15 protein-coding genes are annotated in these 13,769 nt (G+C 72.6%); 9 read left to right on the forward strand and 6 right to left on the reverse strand.

Annotated features, from left to right (window positions below; genetic code table 11):
* Positions 1 to 246 precede the first annotated feature (246 nt).
* The gene (locus tag OG242_RS31100; RefSeq protein WP_405901331.1) at positions 247 to 885 is read left to right on the forward strand and encodes an LAETG motif-containing sortase-dependent surface protein; all 639 of its coding nucleotides are present in this window, start codon (positions 247 to 249) and stop codon (positions 883 to 885) included.
* 101 nt (positions 886 to 986) lie between these two features.
* Here OG242_RS31100 and OG242_RS31105 read toward each other — a convergent pair whose 3' ends face one another.
* Positions 987 to 3,086: a SpoIIE family protein phosphatase gene (locus OG242_RS31105; protein ID WP_405901332.1), complete on the reverse strand. Its 2,100-nt coding sequence runs from the start codon at positions 3,084 to 3,086 to the stop codon at positions 987 to 989.
* 208 nt (positions 3,087 to 3,294) lie between these two features.
* Here OG242_RS31105 and OG242_RS31110 point away from each other — a divergent pair, with 208 nt between their 5' ends.
* A complete protein-coding gene (locus tag OG242_RS31110) occupies positions 3,295 to 4,368 on the forward strand; it encodes an enoyl-CoA hydratase/isomerase family protein (RefSeq protein ID WP_405901333.1) in 1,074 nt (357 codons plus the stop codon).
* 46 nt (positions 4,369 to 4,414) lie between these two features.
* Here OG242_RS31110 and OG242_RS31115 read toward each other — a convergent pair whose 3' ends face one another.
* Together OG242_RS31115 and OG242_RS31120 are read right to left on the reverse strand one after the other, a co-directional pair.
* Complete coding sequence (locus OG242_RS31115; RefSeq protein WP_405901334.1) at positions 4,415 to 4,642, reverse strand: hypothetical protein; 228 nt, start codon at positions 4,640 to 4,642, stop codon at positions 4,415 to 4,417.
* A gap of 89 nt (positions 4,643 to 4,731) precedes the next feature.
* The gene (locus OG242_RS31120; RefSeq protein ID WP_405901335.1) at positions 4,732 to 5,223 is read right to left on the reverse strand and encodes a hypothetical protein; all 492 of its coding nucleotides are present in this window, start codon (positions 5,221 to 5,223) and stop codon (positions 4,732 to 4,734) included.
* A gap of 137 nt (positions 5,224 to 5,360) precedes the next feature.
* Here OG242_RS31120 and OG242_RS31125 point away from each other — a divergent pair, with 137 nt between their 5' ends.
* Entirely contained in the window at positions 5,361 to 6,233 is an 873-nt protein-coding gene (locus OG242_RS31125; protein WP_405901336.1) for a pentapeptide repeat-containing protein, read from the forward strand.
* Positions 6,234 to 6,237: 4 nt separating this feature from the next.
* On the opposite strand, the gene OG242_RS31130 is transcribed toward OG242_RS31125, so the two are convergent.
* Positions 6,238 to 6,744, reverse strand: coding sequence for an SRPBCC family protein (locus OG242_RS31130; protein ID WP_405901337.1), 507 nt, complete (start codon positions 6,742 to 6,744; stop codon positions 6,238 to 6,240).
* Positions 6,745 to 6,964: 220 nt separating this feature from the next.
* On the opposite strand from OG242_RS31130, the gene OG242_RS31135 reads away from it, so the two are divergent.
* The gene (locus OG242_RS31135) at positions 6,965 to 8,332 is read left to right on the forward strand and encodes a radical SAM protein (protein WP_405901338.1); all 1,368 of its coding nucleotides are present in this window, start codon (positions 6,965 to 6,967) and stop codon (positions 8,330 to 8,332) included.
* Between the two features lie 3 nt (positions 8,333 to 8,335).
* Here the strand turns inward: OG242_RS31135 and OG242_RS31140 are convergent, their stop codons facing one another.
* Positions 8,336 to 9,220, reverse strand: a complete 885-nt coding sequence (locus OG242_RS31140; RefSeq protein WP_405901339.1) for a LysR family transcriptional regulator — start codon at positions 9,218 to 9,220, stop codon at positions 8,336 to 8,338.
* 115 nt (positions 9,221 to 9,335) lie between these two features.
* On the opposite strand from OG242_RS31140, the gene OG242_RS31145 reads away from it, so the two are divergent.
* A complete protein-coding gene (locus OG242_RS31145; protein ID WP_405901340.1) occupies positions 9,336 to 10,208 on the forward strand; it encodes an oxidoreductase in 873 nt (290 codons plus the stop codon).
* Positions 10,209 to 10,350: 142 nt separating this feature from the next.
* Positions 10,351 to 10,902: a glycoside hydrolase family 25 protein gene (locus OG242_RS31150; RefSeq protein WP_405901341.1), complete on the forward strand. Its 552-nt coding sequence runs from the start codon at positions 10,351 to 10,353 to the stop codon at positions 10,900 to 10,902.
* Between the two features lie 16 nt (positions 10,903 to 10,918).
* Here the strand turns inward: OG242_RS31150 and OG242_RS31155 are convergent, their stop codons facing one another.
* Positions 10,919 to 11,326, reverse strand: coding sequence for a VOC family protein (locus OG242_RS31155; RefSeq protein WP_405901342.1), 408 nt, complete (start codon positions 11,324 to 11,326; stop codon positions 10,919 to 10,921).
* A gap of 56 nt (positions 11,327 to 11,382) precedes the next feature.
* Here OG242_RS31155 and OG242_RS31160 point away from each other — a divergent pair, with 56 nt between their 5' ends.
* From OG242_RS31160 to OG242_RS31170, 3 genes are all read left to right on the forward strand, one after another.
* Positions 11,383 to 11,844 (forward strand): MarR family winged helix-turn-helix transcriptional regulator, encoded by a 462-nt coding sequence (locus OG242_RS31160; protein ID WP_405901343.1) that lies wholly within the window; start codon positions 11,383 to 11,385, stop codon positions 11,842 to 11,844.
* Between the two features lie 35 nt (positions 11,845 to 11,879).
* Complete coding sequence (locus tag OG242_RS31165; protein WP_405901344.1) at positions 11,880 to 12,149, forward strand: hypothetical protein; 270 nt, start codon at positions 11,880 to 11,882, stop codon at positions 12,147 to 12,149.
* 126 nt (positions 12,150 to 12,275) lie between these two features.
* Positions 12,276 to 13,769 (forward strand): carboxylesterase/lipase family protein, encoded by a 1,494-nt coding sequence (locus OG242_RS31170; RefSeq protein WP_405901345.1) that lies wholly within the window; start codon positions 12,276 to 12,278, stop codon positions 13,767 to 13,769.

Raw genomic sequence — 13,769 nt, forward strand, 5'->3', positions numbered from 1 at the left:
CGCCGGACCGACCGGAGGGCGCAGGAGGCCCGCGGCCGGCGCCCATCGGCACCGTCCGGCGCCGAGTGCTCACTTCACGCCACCACCCGGGGGGCGTCTGCTGTCCGGCATGCCCCAACCGGCGACGATGTGGGGGTTGTTGTGACACAGATTCGGTTGTGGGGCGGGTGCACACATCGGGGATGCGGGCAGTACTGTGCGCTGCACCGCCCAATCGGGCGCGAAACATCTTCGGAGGAAAAATCCATGACCATACCCAGGAGATCGTGGCGCGCTGCGGGAACTCTCGCCGCCGCCGCGGTGGTCGGCCTGTCCGGTGCGGTCCTCACCGCCGGTCCGGCCGCAGCTCACACCCCCACCTGGGACGTGACCTGTGACGAAGTGAGCCTGCACCTCACCCAGTACAACGCCGGTGTCACCAACGAGGTGACCGTCACCGTCGACGGCAAGGACCTGCTGCCGACGGAGAAGTTCGGCAAGGAGTTCGAGAAGACGCTCGCCCTGCCGAAGCACGACCAGCCCCTGACGGTGCACCTGGTCGTCAAGGCCGGGGACGGCGAGCGCTACTCGAAGGAAGACACCAAGACGGCCCTGGTCTGCGAGCAGAGCACGCCGCCGTCGACGCCCCCGCCGACGCCGACTCCGTCCGCGTCGAAGCCGTCCGAGACCCCGACCACGGCGTCTCCCAGCCCGACCGGCACGCCGAGCGAGTCCGTTTCGCCGTCTGCGCCCGCCGCAGCCACGCCGAGCCCCAGCTCGCCGGATCTGGCCGAGACCGGTTCCTCGTCCGCGACGCCGATCATCGGTGGCGCGGCCGTTGCCGTGCTGCTGGCCGGCGGCGGCATCATGTGGTCGGTGCGCAAGCGCCGTACCGCGCAGCACTGACGTAGCAGGCCCGCCCGGTCGCGCACAGCGCCCGGGATGAGCAGGCGGAGGGGCGCACTGTCACGCACGGCGTGGTGGTGCGCCCCTTGCCGTTGGATCCCTCACGGCTGCTCCCGGGGTCCGATCTCGCACCAGACCGCCTTGCCCTCCCCGCGCGGTTCGATGCCCCACCGGGTGGCGACGGCGTCCAGCAGGAGCAGTCCCCGGCCGGAGGTCGCGGTCTCGCCCGGTGACCGGCGGCGGGGCCACGCGCTGGACCGGTCCTGCACGGAGAGCCGCACCCGGCGCACCGGCTCGGGCAGCACCTCCAGGGTGAGGACGGCACCGCCCTCCGTGTGCAGCAGCACGTTGACCAGGAGCTCCCCGGTCACCAGCTCGGCGTCGTCGGCGAGTTCGGCCATGTCCCAGTCCGTCAGCGCCTGGCGCACGATGGTCCGGGCCTCGGACAGGCCCTCCGGGTCGGCCTGGTGGATGTACTGGTGCAGCCTCGGCGCCCGGGGCGATCCGGGGTCCGGGCTGCGGCGCAGCACCAGCAGCGCGACGTCGTCACCGGAGCCCCAGCGTTCCCACAGCCGGTCCGACAGGTGGTCGGCCAGCGCCTCGGCCCCCGCCGGTCCCGCGCTGACCTCGGTGATCAGGGTGCGCACCCCCGCGTCGATGTCGGCGCCGGGCTCCTCGACGAGACCATCGGTGTACAGGACCAGCGTCTCGCCCGGCACCAGGTCGAGCCGGGTCTCCGGGTACTCCTCGTCGCCGAAGTCGGTCGAGATGCCCAGCGGCATGCCGCCACGCACCTGCGGGCTGCCCACCCGGCCGTCCATGTGCCGGATCAGCGGCCCGAAATGGCCGGCCCGCACGACCCGGACGGTTCCGGCCTTCAGGTCGACCTGGGCATACGTGCACGTGGCGAACCGGTCCGTGTCCAGTTCGGCGAGGAACCGGGACGCCCGGGCCAGCACCGTCGCCGGGGGATGGCCCTCGGCGGCGTAGGCACGCAGCGCGATCCGGAGCTGGCCCATGATCGCGGCGGCGTGCGTGTCGTGGCCCTGGACGTCGCCCACCACGATCCCGAAGCGGTCCTTCGGCAGGGCGATCACGTCGTACCAGTCACCGCCGACCTGGCGTCCGCTCCACGCCGCGTGATAGCGGACGGCGATCTCACCGCCCTCGATGTCGAGGATGCGGCGCGGCAGCATCGCGGACTGGAGCCCCGTGGCGAACTCGCGTTCCTCGTCGAACAGCTTGGCCCGCTGCAGGGACTGGGCGACGATCGCGGCGAGTCCCAGGCAGAGAATGCGTTCGTCGGGGGTGAAAGGGGTGCGCTCGCGGTAGAAGAGGGCCAGCCCGCCGAGCGACCGCGCCTGGGCGACCAGCGGCAGATAGGCCGCCGCCCGGAACTTCATGCGCCCGACGTACGGCTCCAGCATCGGGTACCGCCGGGTCAGCGCCGCCAGGGAGCTCATGAATCGCGGCCGCCCGCTCAGCACGGTGTCGGCCAGCGGCAGTTTCGGGTCGAGGCGCCCCGCCCCCAGTTCGTCGATGAGCTCCAGGGACTCGCCGCTCACCGCGATGACATTCAGCGCCGCGTTGTCCAGAAGCCCCAGCGCCAGCCCGTCCGCGCCCAGCCGGGCCAGGCCGCCCGGTCCCGTCAGGACAGCGGTCACGTCGTCGACCGTGACCGCCCGCGACAGGGCGCTCGTTGTCCGTTCAACGATATCGGTCTGCCGCTGGCGGCGTTTTTCCAGGTCCAGCACGAAGGCCGAATGGGTGACCTCGGCCGTCGCGTCCCGGACCAGGCCGATCACCCGGCGCGCCCTTCCGTCATCGCCGCGCAGAATGCGCCCCTGGACGTGCGTCCACTGATCGCGCCCGTCGACGAGCTGGATACGGAAGTGGACGCTGTACGAGCTGTCCCCGCTCCGGAACGCCTCGTCCGTCGCCACGTCCAGGCGGGCCAGCTCCTCCGGCTCCAGCAGCGCCGCCAGCGACTCCGGACGGGCGTCGAACGAGGCCGGGTCCAGGCCGAAGACCAGCAGGCCCGCCTCGTCGATGTCCAGCGTCCCGGCGTCGAGGTCCCACTCGAAACTGCCGGTCCGGTTCAGGGCGAGCCGCTCGGCCGTGACGCTCTCACCGCCGGGCGTCCTGTCCGTCGGCCGGCCGTGCGGGCCGGGAACGACCGGTGGCCGGTTCTGATCGCTCATTCCAGCTCCGAGTATCGTCCGGCGGGTCCGCCGTACGGCGTGGCTCAATTGTCCGGCCGGTCCAGCACGCCTGCCACAGCGGAAACCGTCACGCACCGCGCGCCCCCACCCCGAGGCCCCCTCGCGCAGGGCGCCGCGCACAATGGCAGCGGAAGACCGTCCCCCGAGCGGCGGACGGTACGGCACCAGGGCTGACCGGAGCGCACGCATGAACCACGAGGACCCCGTCCTGCTGCACACCGAAGGACGCGTCCGCCACCTCACCCTCAACAGGCCCCGCGCCCTGAACGCGCTGAACCACGCCATGGTGCGGCTCCTGGCCGACGCGCTCGACGCGGCCGAGAGCGACGACGCCGTCGTCGCCGTGCTGCTCACCGGCGCGGGGGAGCGCGGTCTGTGCGCGGGCGGCGACATCCGCGCGGTCCGCGACGACGCCCTGGCCGGGGGCACCGCCTCCCTGGAATTCTGGCGGGACGAGTACCTGCTCAATGCACGGATCGCCCGCTTCCGCAAGGCGTACGTCGCACTGATGGACGGCCTCGTGATGGGCGGCGGCGTCGGGGTCTCCGCCCACGGCTCCGTCCGGATCGTCACGGAGCGCTCCCGCATCGCCATGCCGGAGACCGGGATCGGATTCGTCCCGGACGTCGGCGGAACGTATCTGCTCGGAGCGGCGCCCGGCGAACTCGGTACGCATCTCGCGCTCACCGGTGAGTCGGTCGGCGCGGCCGACGCCCTGCTCTGCGGACTCGCCGACCACTTCGTGCCCGCCGACGGAATCGCCGCGCTAGTCGCCTCCCTGGCCGACTGCACGACCCCCGAGGCCGTCACCGCGGCCGTCGAGCGGCACGCCCGTCCTGCTACCGGCGGTGTGCTCGCAGCCCACCGCGGCTGGATCGACTCCTGCTACGCGGCGGACACCGTCGAGGAGATCGTCGACCGCCTCGCCGGCCACGGCGACCCCGCCGCCAAACAGGCCGCGGCGACCATCCTGGCCAAAGCGCCCACCTCGCTCAAGGTGACGCTCGAGGGTCTGCGCCGGGCGCGCCGCCTCGGCGGCCTCGAAGCGGTCCTCGACCAGGAGTACCGCGTCTCCACCGCCGCCTTCGCCGGACCGGACCTGGTGGAAGGCGTACGGGCCCAGATCGTGGACAAGGACCGCGACCCGCACTGGAACCCGGCAGAGCTCTCCCAGGTCACCGACGAGGATGTGGCCCGGCACTTCGCGCTGCTCGGCGACCGCGAACTCGGCCTGGCACCGCTCCCGGAGGCCGGCTGCTGAGACCCCGGCGGCCCTGGAGGCGTCCGGGGCCGCCGCCCTCAACGCCTCAGCGGTCGCTGCCCGTCAGACTCGGCCGCAGCGAACTGACCAGTTCGAAGAACCGGGTCTCGTTGCCCGAGAGCCCCGCGCGCCGGAGCGCCCCGTCGGCCTCCTCCATCGGCGAGGTGAGCAACGGCAGATACAGCGGGCCGTCGTCCGGGTCGGAGAGGGCCGCACGGGTCGCCTCCAGTAAACGGACATACGCCTGCGCCGCGGCGAGTTCGTCCTTGCGCATCTCAGCATCTCCAGGTCAGAGGTGTTGGGACCCACCAGCATTCCTCATGGGTCTGACAGCCGCCGTCGGTGAGGGGCGCGGCACGGCGACTATCGGCCGTCCGGCCGACGCGCACCCGCCGGCGGTTCGACCTCCAGGAACCGGCGGCCGCGCGGGCCCCGGTAGAGCAGCGCGGTCCAGCCCAACTCCCGCAGGGCCGCCGCGCACCGGTTCAGCTCGCCCTCCTCCTCGTACGCCGCCCCGCTGCCGGGCGGGCCCGGCCACTCCACCCGGGCCGTGCCCGACGAGGACCCGGCCGCCACCCGGTACCCCTTCGCCGTGCGCCCCCCTGACGGGCCAACGGCCGAGGCGGGCAGCCCGGCCGCCTCCAGCGCCAGCGCCACGGCCCGTACCGGACGGTGCAGTTCCCACGGCGCCGGCACCGACTCCGGGTCGGCCCGGCCGCCATTCGCCAGGCGCCTGATCTGCAGCAGCCCGGCGAACGCCGACCGGACCGAAGCGGCACGCGCCCGCGCCTGCCCCGGGTCCGACGGGCCGTCCCCGGTGGCCGGTTCGAACCCGGTCCCCTCCTCGGCGCCCATGCGCAACCCCTTCGTCCTGTTCCCCGTACCGCTCTGCTGCCAGTGTGCGCCGCCCCACCGACAACGGAGGACCGCGCGCGAAGCCGGTAGGCTCCGGTGCTGCTCACGAACACCGCGCCCCGGAGGATCCCCGCACCGTGCCCGACAACGACCGCCCGCACGGAAACGAACGGGCGCACGGCGCCACCGTCCCGAACGGGGACGACCGCGCCGCCCTGCGTGCCGACTGCGGCAACTGCTTCGCACTGTGCTGCGTCGCGCTCACCCTGACGCGCTCCGCCGACTTCGCCGTCAACAAGGCGGCGGGCACGCCCTGCCGGAACCTCCGGGACGACTTCCGCTGCGGCATCCACTCCCGGCTGCGCACCGAGGGCTTCCCCGGCTGCACCGTCTACGACTGCTTCGGGGCCGGCCAGAAGGTGTCGGTGGAGATCTACGGCCGCCGGGACTGGCGCGGCGCCCCGGAGACCGCCCAGGAGATGTTCCAGGTCTTCCCGGTCGTCCGGCAGCTCCACGAACTGCTCTGGTACCTCACGGAGGCGGCCACCCTGCCCCGGGCCCGCCCGCTGCGCGGTGAGATACGGAAGACCCTCGAAGCGACCGAGGCCCTGACGCGCCTCGACGCCTCCGCCCTGGCCGGCCTGGACGTGGCGGCCCACCGGGGCGAGGTCGCCGTGCTCCTCGGGCGCGTGAGCGAGCTCGTCCGCGCCACGGCCCCGGGGCGCAAGAAGCGCGACCACCGCGGCGGCGACCTCATGGGCGCCCGGCTCAAAAAGGCGGATCTCCGGGGCGCCGACCTGCGCGGCGCCTACCTCATCGCGGCGGACCTCAGCGGCGCCGACCTGCGCCTGGCCGACCTCATCGGGGCGGACTTCCGGGACGCGGACCTGTCGGGCGCCGACCTGACCGGGGCGCTCTTCCTGACGCAGGCCCAGGTGAACGCCGCCAAGGGAAGCGGCGCCACCCGGCTCCCCTCGCCCCTGAGCCGCCCCGGGCACTGGGCGAACTGACCCGTCAGGCGTCCGGGGCCTCCAGCGCCGCCTTGAGGCGTTCCAGCGTGGTGCGGATGTTGCGGCGCTGGAACACGGCGAAGGTGTGCCCCCGGGTGGCCACCCGGTCGAAGGCGTTCGCCACGACGTCCGGCCAGGCGCGGCGGTCGTCGGTCCAGGTCTCCGTGACCCGGGTGCCGCCCTCCACCACCTCGAAGCGGTACTCCCACGTGGCGATGGGCCCGCGCAGCAACGGCCGCCGCACACCGATCGCGTGGACGCGGAACGCGAACCTCCGGCCCGGATCGGCCGCCGTCACCGTGCACCGCGTCGTCCAGCTCACCGGACCGCGCTTGTTGCGGCCGTCGAAGACCATGCCCGCGTACGCCTCCCGGCGCTCGCCCCGCACCCGCGCGCCCAGGTTCTCCGGGCTCCAGCGGCCCATCGCCGTCGGATCGCTGACCGCTTCGTACACATGGGACGGATCGGCGAGCACGACGACGCTGTCCGACACGGACATGGTGCGGGACATGGGGCACTTCCGTTCCGCGGCCGGCTGCGGTCACCACCGGGCGTCGGGCCGGCCGCACGGCCGACGGGCTCCCGCCCCCACACCTTACTGGCCGGTCACATAAGATCCGGAAGCGGGGAGTGACGTATCCGGCAGCGGGGACGAGAACGCCCCGCGGCCGTGGTTCGTTGCACAGACGTCGCATCCGGAACACGCCGACGACCGACCGAGGAGCCCGCACATGCCAAGCCGTACCGACCCCAGCCGCACCGAGCCCGGCACCGCAGACCGCACCCGGCTCATCGAACGGCTGATGGAGCAGTTCCCGCACGTGCCGCGCGAGGCCGTCATCAAGGAGGACCTGCTGCGCGGCGGCCTGGCCTTCGACGAGTCGGCGCTCAGCGACAACGAGGACGGCGACGTCAAGCCGAAGTCGTACTTCATCTTCTCCTTCGACCACGGCACCCTGCCCGAGCTGGGAGCGGCCGCCCTGCGCCGCCCGCCCGAGGAGATCGTGCTCACCGGCGGCCCGTACGAGCTGCGCCGCACCGTCGTCTCGGTGCGGGTGAACCCCGCGTCCCCGTACCGCGTCGCGGCGGACGAGGACGGGATGCTCGGGCTCTACCTCGACGGCCGGCGGATCTCCGACGTGGGACTGCCGCCCATGCCGGACTACTACCGGCACACCCTGGCCAACGGGAAGTCCGTGATGGAGGTCGCCCCGACCATCCAGTGGGGCTACCTCGTCTACCTCACCGTCTTCCGCGTCTGCCAGTACTTCGGCGCGAAGGAGGAGTGCCAGTACTGCGACATCAACCACAACTGGCGCCAGCACAAGGCGGCGGGACGCCCGTACACCGGGGTCAAGCCCGTCGAGGAGGTGCTGGAGGCGCTGGAGATCATCGACCGGTACGACACGGCGAAGACCTCGACGGCGTACACGCTGACCGGCGGCGCCATCACCTCGCACATCGGCGGGCGGGACGAGGCGGACTTCTACGGCCAGTACGCCAAGGCCATCGAGGACCGCTTCCCGGGCCGCTGGATCGGCAAGGTCGTGGCCCAGGCCCTGCCCAAGGACGACGTCCAGCGCTTCCACGACTACGGGGTGCAGATCTACCACCCCAACTACGAGGTCTGGGACCGGCGGCTGTTCGAGCTGTACTGCCCCGGCAAGGAGCGTTACGTCGGCCGGGACGAGTGGCACCGCCGCATCCTGGACTCCGCCGACGTCTTCGGCGCCCGCAACGTGATCCCCAACTTCGTGGCCGGCGTGGAGATGGCCGAGCCGTTCGGCTTCACCACGGTCAAGGAAGCCATCGACTCGACCACCGAGGGCCTGCGCTTCTTCATGTCCCACGGCATCACCCCGCGCTTCACCACATGGTGCCCGGAGCCGACGACCCCGCTGGGTAAGACCAACCCGGACGGTGCGCCGCTGGAGTACCACATCCGGCTGCTGGAGTCGTACCGCGCGACGATGGAGGAGTTCGGGCTCAGCTCGCCTCCCGGCTACGGCCCGCCCGGCGCCGGCAACGCCGTGTTCTCGGTCAGCTCCTTCATGGACAGCCTGCCGGCCGCCCCGGATGAGGCCCCCGAAGCCGGCTGAGCGTCACGCCTCCGAGGCGAGTTCACGCACCACGCGGGCGAAGCCCCGTACCAGTGCCGATTCGGTGCCGTCCGCCCAGGCCAGGACCACGCGCAGTGGTGCGACATCGGTGAGCGGTACCCAGGCCAGGTCGGGGCGCGCGTAGTAGCGGGCCATGCTCTCGGGCGCGAAGCAGATGGCGGACCCCTGCGCCACCTGCTCCAGCATCTCCTCGACGTTGTCGTTGGTCGGCCCCCAGACCGGGGCCGACCCGTCGGGGCGCGGGTTGACGGCCCACCAGTCCACCCATTGCCGGGGCGCCCGCCGCGTCCAGAGCAGGGGCTCGTCCTTGACCTCGAGCACGGAGACGCCGGAGCGGGACGCCAGCGGGTGCCCCGTGGGCAGGCCGACGACGCGGGACTCGGTGTGCACCGGCTCGTACGTCAGACCCGTCAGGTCGTTGGGCAGCCAGACGAACGCCACGTCGGCCAGACCGTCCCGCAGCGCGTCGGCCTCCTGCCCCCAGTCGTACCGCTTGGGCGCCACCCGTACGGCCGGATGACGGCGCGCGAACTCCGCCCGCGCCCGGGTGGTGAGTTCGCCCGCCCCGCTCGCCTCGAAGCCCACCCGCAGCACCCCGGTATCGCCCCGGGTGTGCCGCTCGGCCGCCGCGGTGACCCGCTCGGCCTGGCGCACCGTGAGCAGCGCCTCGGCGATCACATCGCGTCCCACCGGGGTGGCCGACACCCCGCCCGCGTGGCGGTCGAAGAGCTTCACGCCGAGTTCGGACTCCAGGCTCTTGAGCGCGTACGAGAGAGCAGGCTGACTGACGAACAGCCGACGGGCGGCCCGGCCCAGGTTCTCCTCCTCGGCTATCACCGTGAGGTAGTGCAGGTGGCGCAGTTCCATCGCGCGATCATAAGTCGTTTTTATCGCTCCGGAGAATCCAGGTCTTGGACCGTTCATGGGCGCGGGTGACATAAATGGATCACCGCAACGCGCCGATGGAAAAACGGAGTTGGACATGAACACCGCACCCGCCACCCCCGCCCGCGACAACACCCCGGGCCGAGTCTGGCTGATCACCGGCGCCTCCTCCGGCTTCGGCCGGGCCATAGCCGCGGCCGCCCTCGCCGCCGGGGACACCGTCGTCGCCACCGCACGCCGGCCCGGGGCACTCGACGACCTCGTCGCCGCACACCCCGACCGCGCCGTCGCCGTCCAGCTCGACGTCACCGACACCGCCCGCATCGCGGACGTCGTCGCGGACACCGTGCTCTGGTACGGGCGGATCGACGTGGTCGTGAACAACGCGGGCATGGGGCTCGTCGGCGCGGTCGAGGAGACCAGCGACCGCGAGCTGCGCGACCTCATGGACCTGCACTTCTTCGGCCCCGCAGCACTGGTGCGGGCCGTGCTGCCGCACATGCGCCGCAACGGCTCCGGCGCCGTGGTCCAGATGAGCAGCATGGGCGGCCGGTTCACCTTCCCCGGCGTCGGCGGCTACTCGGCGACGAAGTTCGCCCTGGAGGGCCTCTCCGAGGCGCTGGCCGCCGAGGTGGCCCCGCACGGCATCAAGGTCCTGATCGTCGAACCCGGCTCCTTCCGCACCGGGTTCGCCGGTGGCGGCGCCCTGCGGCAGTCCACGCCGCTGGACGCCTACGCGGACAGCGTCGGCCCGGTCCGCACCGGCCTGCCCGACTCGGACGGCAAGCAGGAGGGCGACCCTGGCAAGGCGGCGGCCGCCATCCTCACCGCGCTGGCCGCCGAGGACACCCCGCTGCGGCTGCCGCTCGGCAGCGACGCGACCGACGCCGTGCTCGGCGCGCTCGACGCGGCCCGTACCGAAGTGCTCGCCTGGGAGAAGGTCAGCCGCTCCACCGGCTTCGACGACTGAGACCCCGCGCACGCCATCCGCGCGTGTGTGCCGGAGCGTGCGCCCCGGCACACACGCGCATTCATGCTTCCGGCGAGGGTGGAACGGGGGCGGGAGGGGAAGGTAAGCGGAACAGAGCCAGCCATTTGTAAAGGCGGTGCCCATGCTGCACGGCGTCGATGTCAGTGCCCATCAGTCCTCGTTCGACGCGGACGGACTCGACTTCGTCTTCATCAAGGCGACCGAGGGCCGTTCGTACGTCAACCCACGCCTGACCGACCAGACGAAACGGGCCCGCGACGCGGACTGCGTCGTCGGCTTCTACCACTTCCTGTGGCCGGGGAACATCACCGCGCAGGCGGAGTACTTCCTGAGCAAGGCGCCGGAGAAGGCCGGTGACCTGCTCGCCGTGGACTGGGAGCAGAACGGTGAGGGAACCCGGGCGAGCAACTCCGAGAAGGACCGCTTCATCCGCGAGGTCAAGCGCCTGCGGCCCCACCACCGCGTCCTGCTGTACTGCAACCGCTACTTCTGGCTGAACCACGACACCACGTCGTACGCCGGGGACGGGCTCTGGATCGCCGACTACGTGAAGGCGGGCAAGCCGCGCATCAAGGCGACCTGGCGCATCCACCAGTACACCGACCAGCCGCTCGACAAGGATGCCGCCGACTTCTCCTCGCGCTCCGCCATGCGTGCCTGGGCACGGAAGTGACCGCGCCGCTCACCGGTCAGTACGACTGCAACTCCACGAGGTTGCCCTCCGGGTCCCGCACATGGGCGGTGCGCAGCCCCGGCCCCCACTCCGGCCGGTCGCACGCCGGGGCGGCCAACTCGGCGCCCCCGGCGAGGCAGAGCGCCAGACCCGCGTCGACGTCGTCCACGCGGCAGACGAACATCGAGCGGTCCTGAGCCGGCGGCGCCTGCGCGGGCAGGTGGTCCGTCCCGACAGCCGCCGCCATGGCGCCCCGGTCGAACAGCACCAGCACACCCTGCCCGTCCACGTCCCAGTGGGCGTACGGCCCGGTCGCGCAGCCACTGGCCCGTACGGCTCCGGTCAGCGTCGGCAGTACGGCGTCGTAGAAGCGGAAGCAGTCGGCGAACCGGTCGACCAGCAGGCGGGGATGCAGCGCGTCCACAACGACTCCTTTAGTAGGTGTGCACCCATCATTGGCTCAGCCCTACGATATACCCGATGAACGAGACCCCGCCCAGCCTCCTGGGACTCACGACCTACCTCATGTCCAAGACCGGCAAGGCGGCTCGCGGCCGGCTCGCGGACCGGCTGGCCGAACGCGGGCTGCGGCTCTGGCACATGGCGGTCCTCGCCGCCCTGACCGACTTCGGCCCGCACGTGCAGCGGGAACTCGCCTCGCGGCTCTCGATCGACCGCAGCGACGTCGTGAAGATCGTGGACGGGCTCGGCGGGGCCGGCCTGGTGGAGCGGGCCCGCGACACCGCCGACCGGCGACGCGTCACGGTCACCGTCACCCCGGCGGGCAGCGCGTTGCTGGAGAGCCTCAAGTCCGACGCGCAGGCCGTACAGGAGGACGTCCTCGCGCCGTTGAACGCCCGCGAACGGGCCCAGCTGACGGCCCTGTTGCTCCGCGTGCACGACGGCGCGCGCGAGACCGGGCAGGCACGGGCAGGTCGCTGACCGGTTCGGCGCGCCGGGTGCGGCAGACTTCTCCGGTGACCACACCCGCGGCCCAGCCGCCTCGCGACCGCGCGCTCGGGCGCGGTATCTCCACCCTCATCCCGCAGGCCGCGCCCGCCACGCCGGCCGAACAGGCGGCGGCCGTGCTGACGGCCGTGCAGACCGTTCCGGTGCGCGTCGGCGTACTCCAGGCGGCGGTGGTGCTGCTGGAGGAACGGGTGCGCGCCACGGAGGACGAAGCGGAACGGGCTGCGGCGGCGACCACCGTCGCCATGCTCCGCAGCGCCATCGGCCGGGCCGGCTGACCGCCTACGTGATCACTTGCGGCGAAGTCCCTTCGCGCGGGCGCCGGAAGTGAGCCATTCTGGTCACCGCGCCCGCCTCGGGGGCGGTGAACGAAGGGCAGTCGGAGCACGTTGAAGAACAGCGGTGTGTACGAGACGGCAGCCGGGCCGGTACGCGGACGAGCCCCGGCCGATGAGGTCGTCGCGGTCCTCGGAGTCCCCTATGCCGAGCCGCCGTTCGGCGGGAACCGGTTCCGGGCTCCCCGCCCGCGCACCCCGTGGTCCGGCGTCCGGAACTGCACGGAGTTCGGCCCGATTCCGCCGCAGTCCGCCGAACTGCCGGGCGCCCCCTCCTGGTCGCCCGGCGACGAGGACGTCCTGAGCCTCAACGTCTGGACCCCCGCCGACGCGACCGGCCCGTTGCCGGTGCTGGTCTGGATCCACGGCGGCGCCTACACCTTCGGATCGAGCGCGCAACCGGACTTCGACGGTACGGCCCTGGCCCGCACCGGCCTTGTCGTCGTCACCCTGAACTACCGCCTCGGCTTCGAGGGCTTCGGCCATGTCCCTGCCGACGGCGCGGCCGACGTCTGCCCGGCCAATCGTGGACTTCTCGACCAGATCGCCGCCCTGGAATGGGTCCGCGACAACATCGCCGCGTTCGGGGGAGCGCCGGACGACGTCACCGTGGCCGGACAGTCGGCGGGAGCCACTTCCGCGGTCTGCCTGATGGTGATGAGCGGCGCCCGGGGGCTCTTCCGGCGGGTGATCGCGCACAGTGCGGTCGGCCCCGTCTTCGCCCCGGAACTCGCCGAACAGGTCACGGCACGTGTGGCCGCCGCTGCCGGGGTGCCCGTGACCTGGGCCGCGCTGGCCGGGGCGCCCCCGCAGGCACTGGTCCGGGCCTCGGACGCGGTCGTCGGGGACTACCGCAAGGACCCCGACTCCGGTCAGCTGCACTGGGACCCGGTGATCTACGGGCCCGTCGCCGACGGACACCTCCTGCGCGACGACCCGCTGCACCTGATCACCGCCGGAGCGGCCCGGGACGTCGACCTGCTCGTCTGTCACACGACCGAGGAGTACTGGCTGATGGACGCCGTCGGCAGCGCCTCCGAGGTCCCCACGGACGAGCGGCTGCGCCGCTTCGCGGCCGACTTCGGCCTGTCCGCCGCCCTCATCGAGGGATACCGCGCGCTCATGCCCGGCGCCGCACCGTACGACCTCCACCTCGCCGTCTACGGGGACCTGATGTTCGGCGTGTACAGCAGCCGGCTCGCGGAGGCCCACACAGCGGCGGGCGGCCGCGCCTTCCTGTCCCGGTTCGACCGCGGGGGCGGGGAAGTGCGTGCCTGGCACTGCGCGGACGTGCCCTTCGCCTTCGGCAACGTGGACGACGAAAGTATCCGGTTCCTCATCGGCGGCGCCGCCCCGTCGGCCGAGGACCGGGCTCTCGCGGACCGGATGACCGCGGCCTGGGCCGGGTTCGCGGCCACCGGCGACCCGGGCTGGGCGCCGGGCGGCGGCGAGGTCAGGGTGTGGGGGACGCCGGACCGTGCCTGCGCCTCCGGGAACTGGCGGGACAGCGCCGCGGTCCGCGAGCTGTGGGACACGTACACCTACCGTCCCGCCCGGTCCTGA

Origin of the sequence: Streptomyces sp. NBC_00727 (genome assembly GCF_045161745.1) — a bacterium.
In the GTDB taxonomy this organism is placed as follows: Bacteria; Actinomycetota; Actinomycetes; order Streptomycetales; family Streptomycetaceae; genus Streptomyces.

Bases quoted from the DNA above. Each gene is read 5' to 3' on its own strand.
- OG242_RS31100 (WP_405901331.1), top strand. From the start codon at position 247: ATGACCATACCCAGGAGATCGTGGCGCGCTGCGGGAACTCTCGCCGCC.
- OG242_RS31105 (WP_405901332.1), bottom strand. From the start codon at position 3,086: ATGAGCGATCAGAACCGGCCACCGGTCGTTCCCGGCCCGCACGGCCGG.
- OG242_RS31110 (WP_405901333.1), top strand. From the start codon at position 3,295: ATGAACCACGAGGACCCCGTCCTGCTGCACACCGAAGGACGCGTCCGC.
- OG242_RS31115 (WP_405901334.1), bottom strand. From the start codon at position 4,642: ATGCGCAAGGACGAACTCGCCGCGGCGCAGGCGTATGTCCGTTTACTG.
- OG242_RS31120 (WP_405901335.1), bottom strand. From the start codon at position 5,223: ATGGGCGCCGAGGAGGGGACCGGGTTCGAACCGGCCACCGGGGACGGC.
- OG242_RS31130 (WP_405901337.1), bottom strand. From the start codon at position 6,744: ATGTCCCGCACCATGTCCGTGTCGGACAGCGTCGTCGTGCTCGCCGAT.
- OG242_RS31135 (WP_405901338.1), top strand. From the start codon at position 6,965: ATGCCAAGCCGTACCGACCCCAGCCGCACCGAGCCCGGCACCGCAGAC.
- OG242_RS31140 (WP_405901339.1), bottom strand. From the start codon at position 9,220: ATGGAACTGCGCCACCTGCACTACCTCACGGTGATAGCCGAGGAGGAG.
- OG242_RS31145 (WP_405901340.1), top strand. From the start codon at position 9,336: ATGAACACCGCACCCGCCACCCCCGCCCGCGACAACACCCCGGGCCGA.
- OG242_RS31150 (WP_405901341.1), top strand. From the start codon at position 10,351: ATGCTGCACGGCGTCGATGTCAGTGCCCATCAGTCCTCGTTCGACGCG.
- OG242_RS31160 (WP_405901343.1), top strand. From the start codon at position 11,383: ATGAACGAGACCCCGCCCAGCCTCCTGGGACTCACGACCTACCTCATG.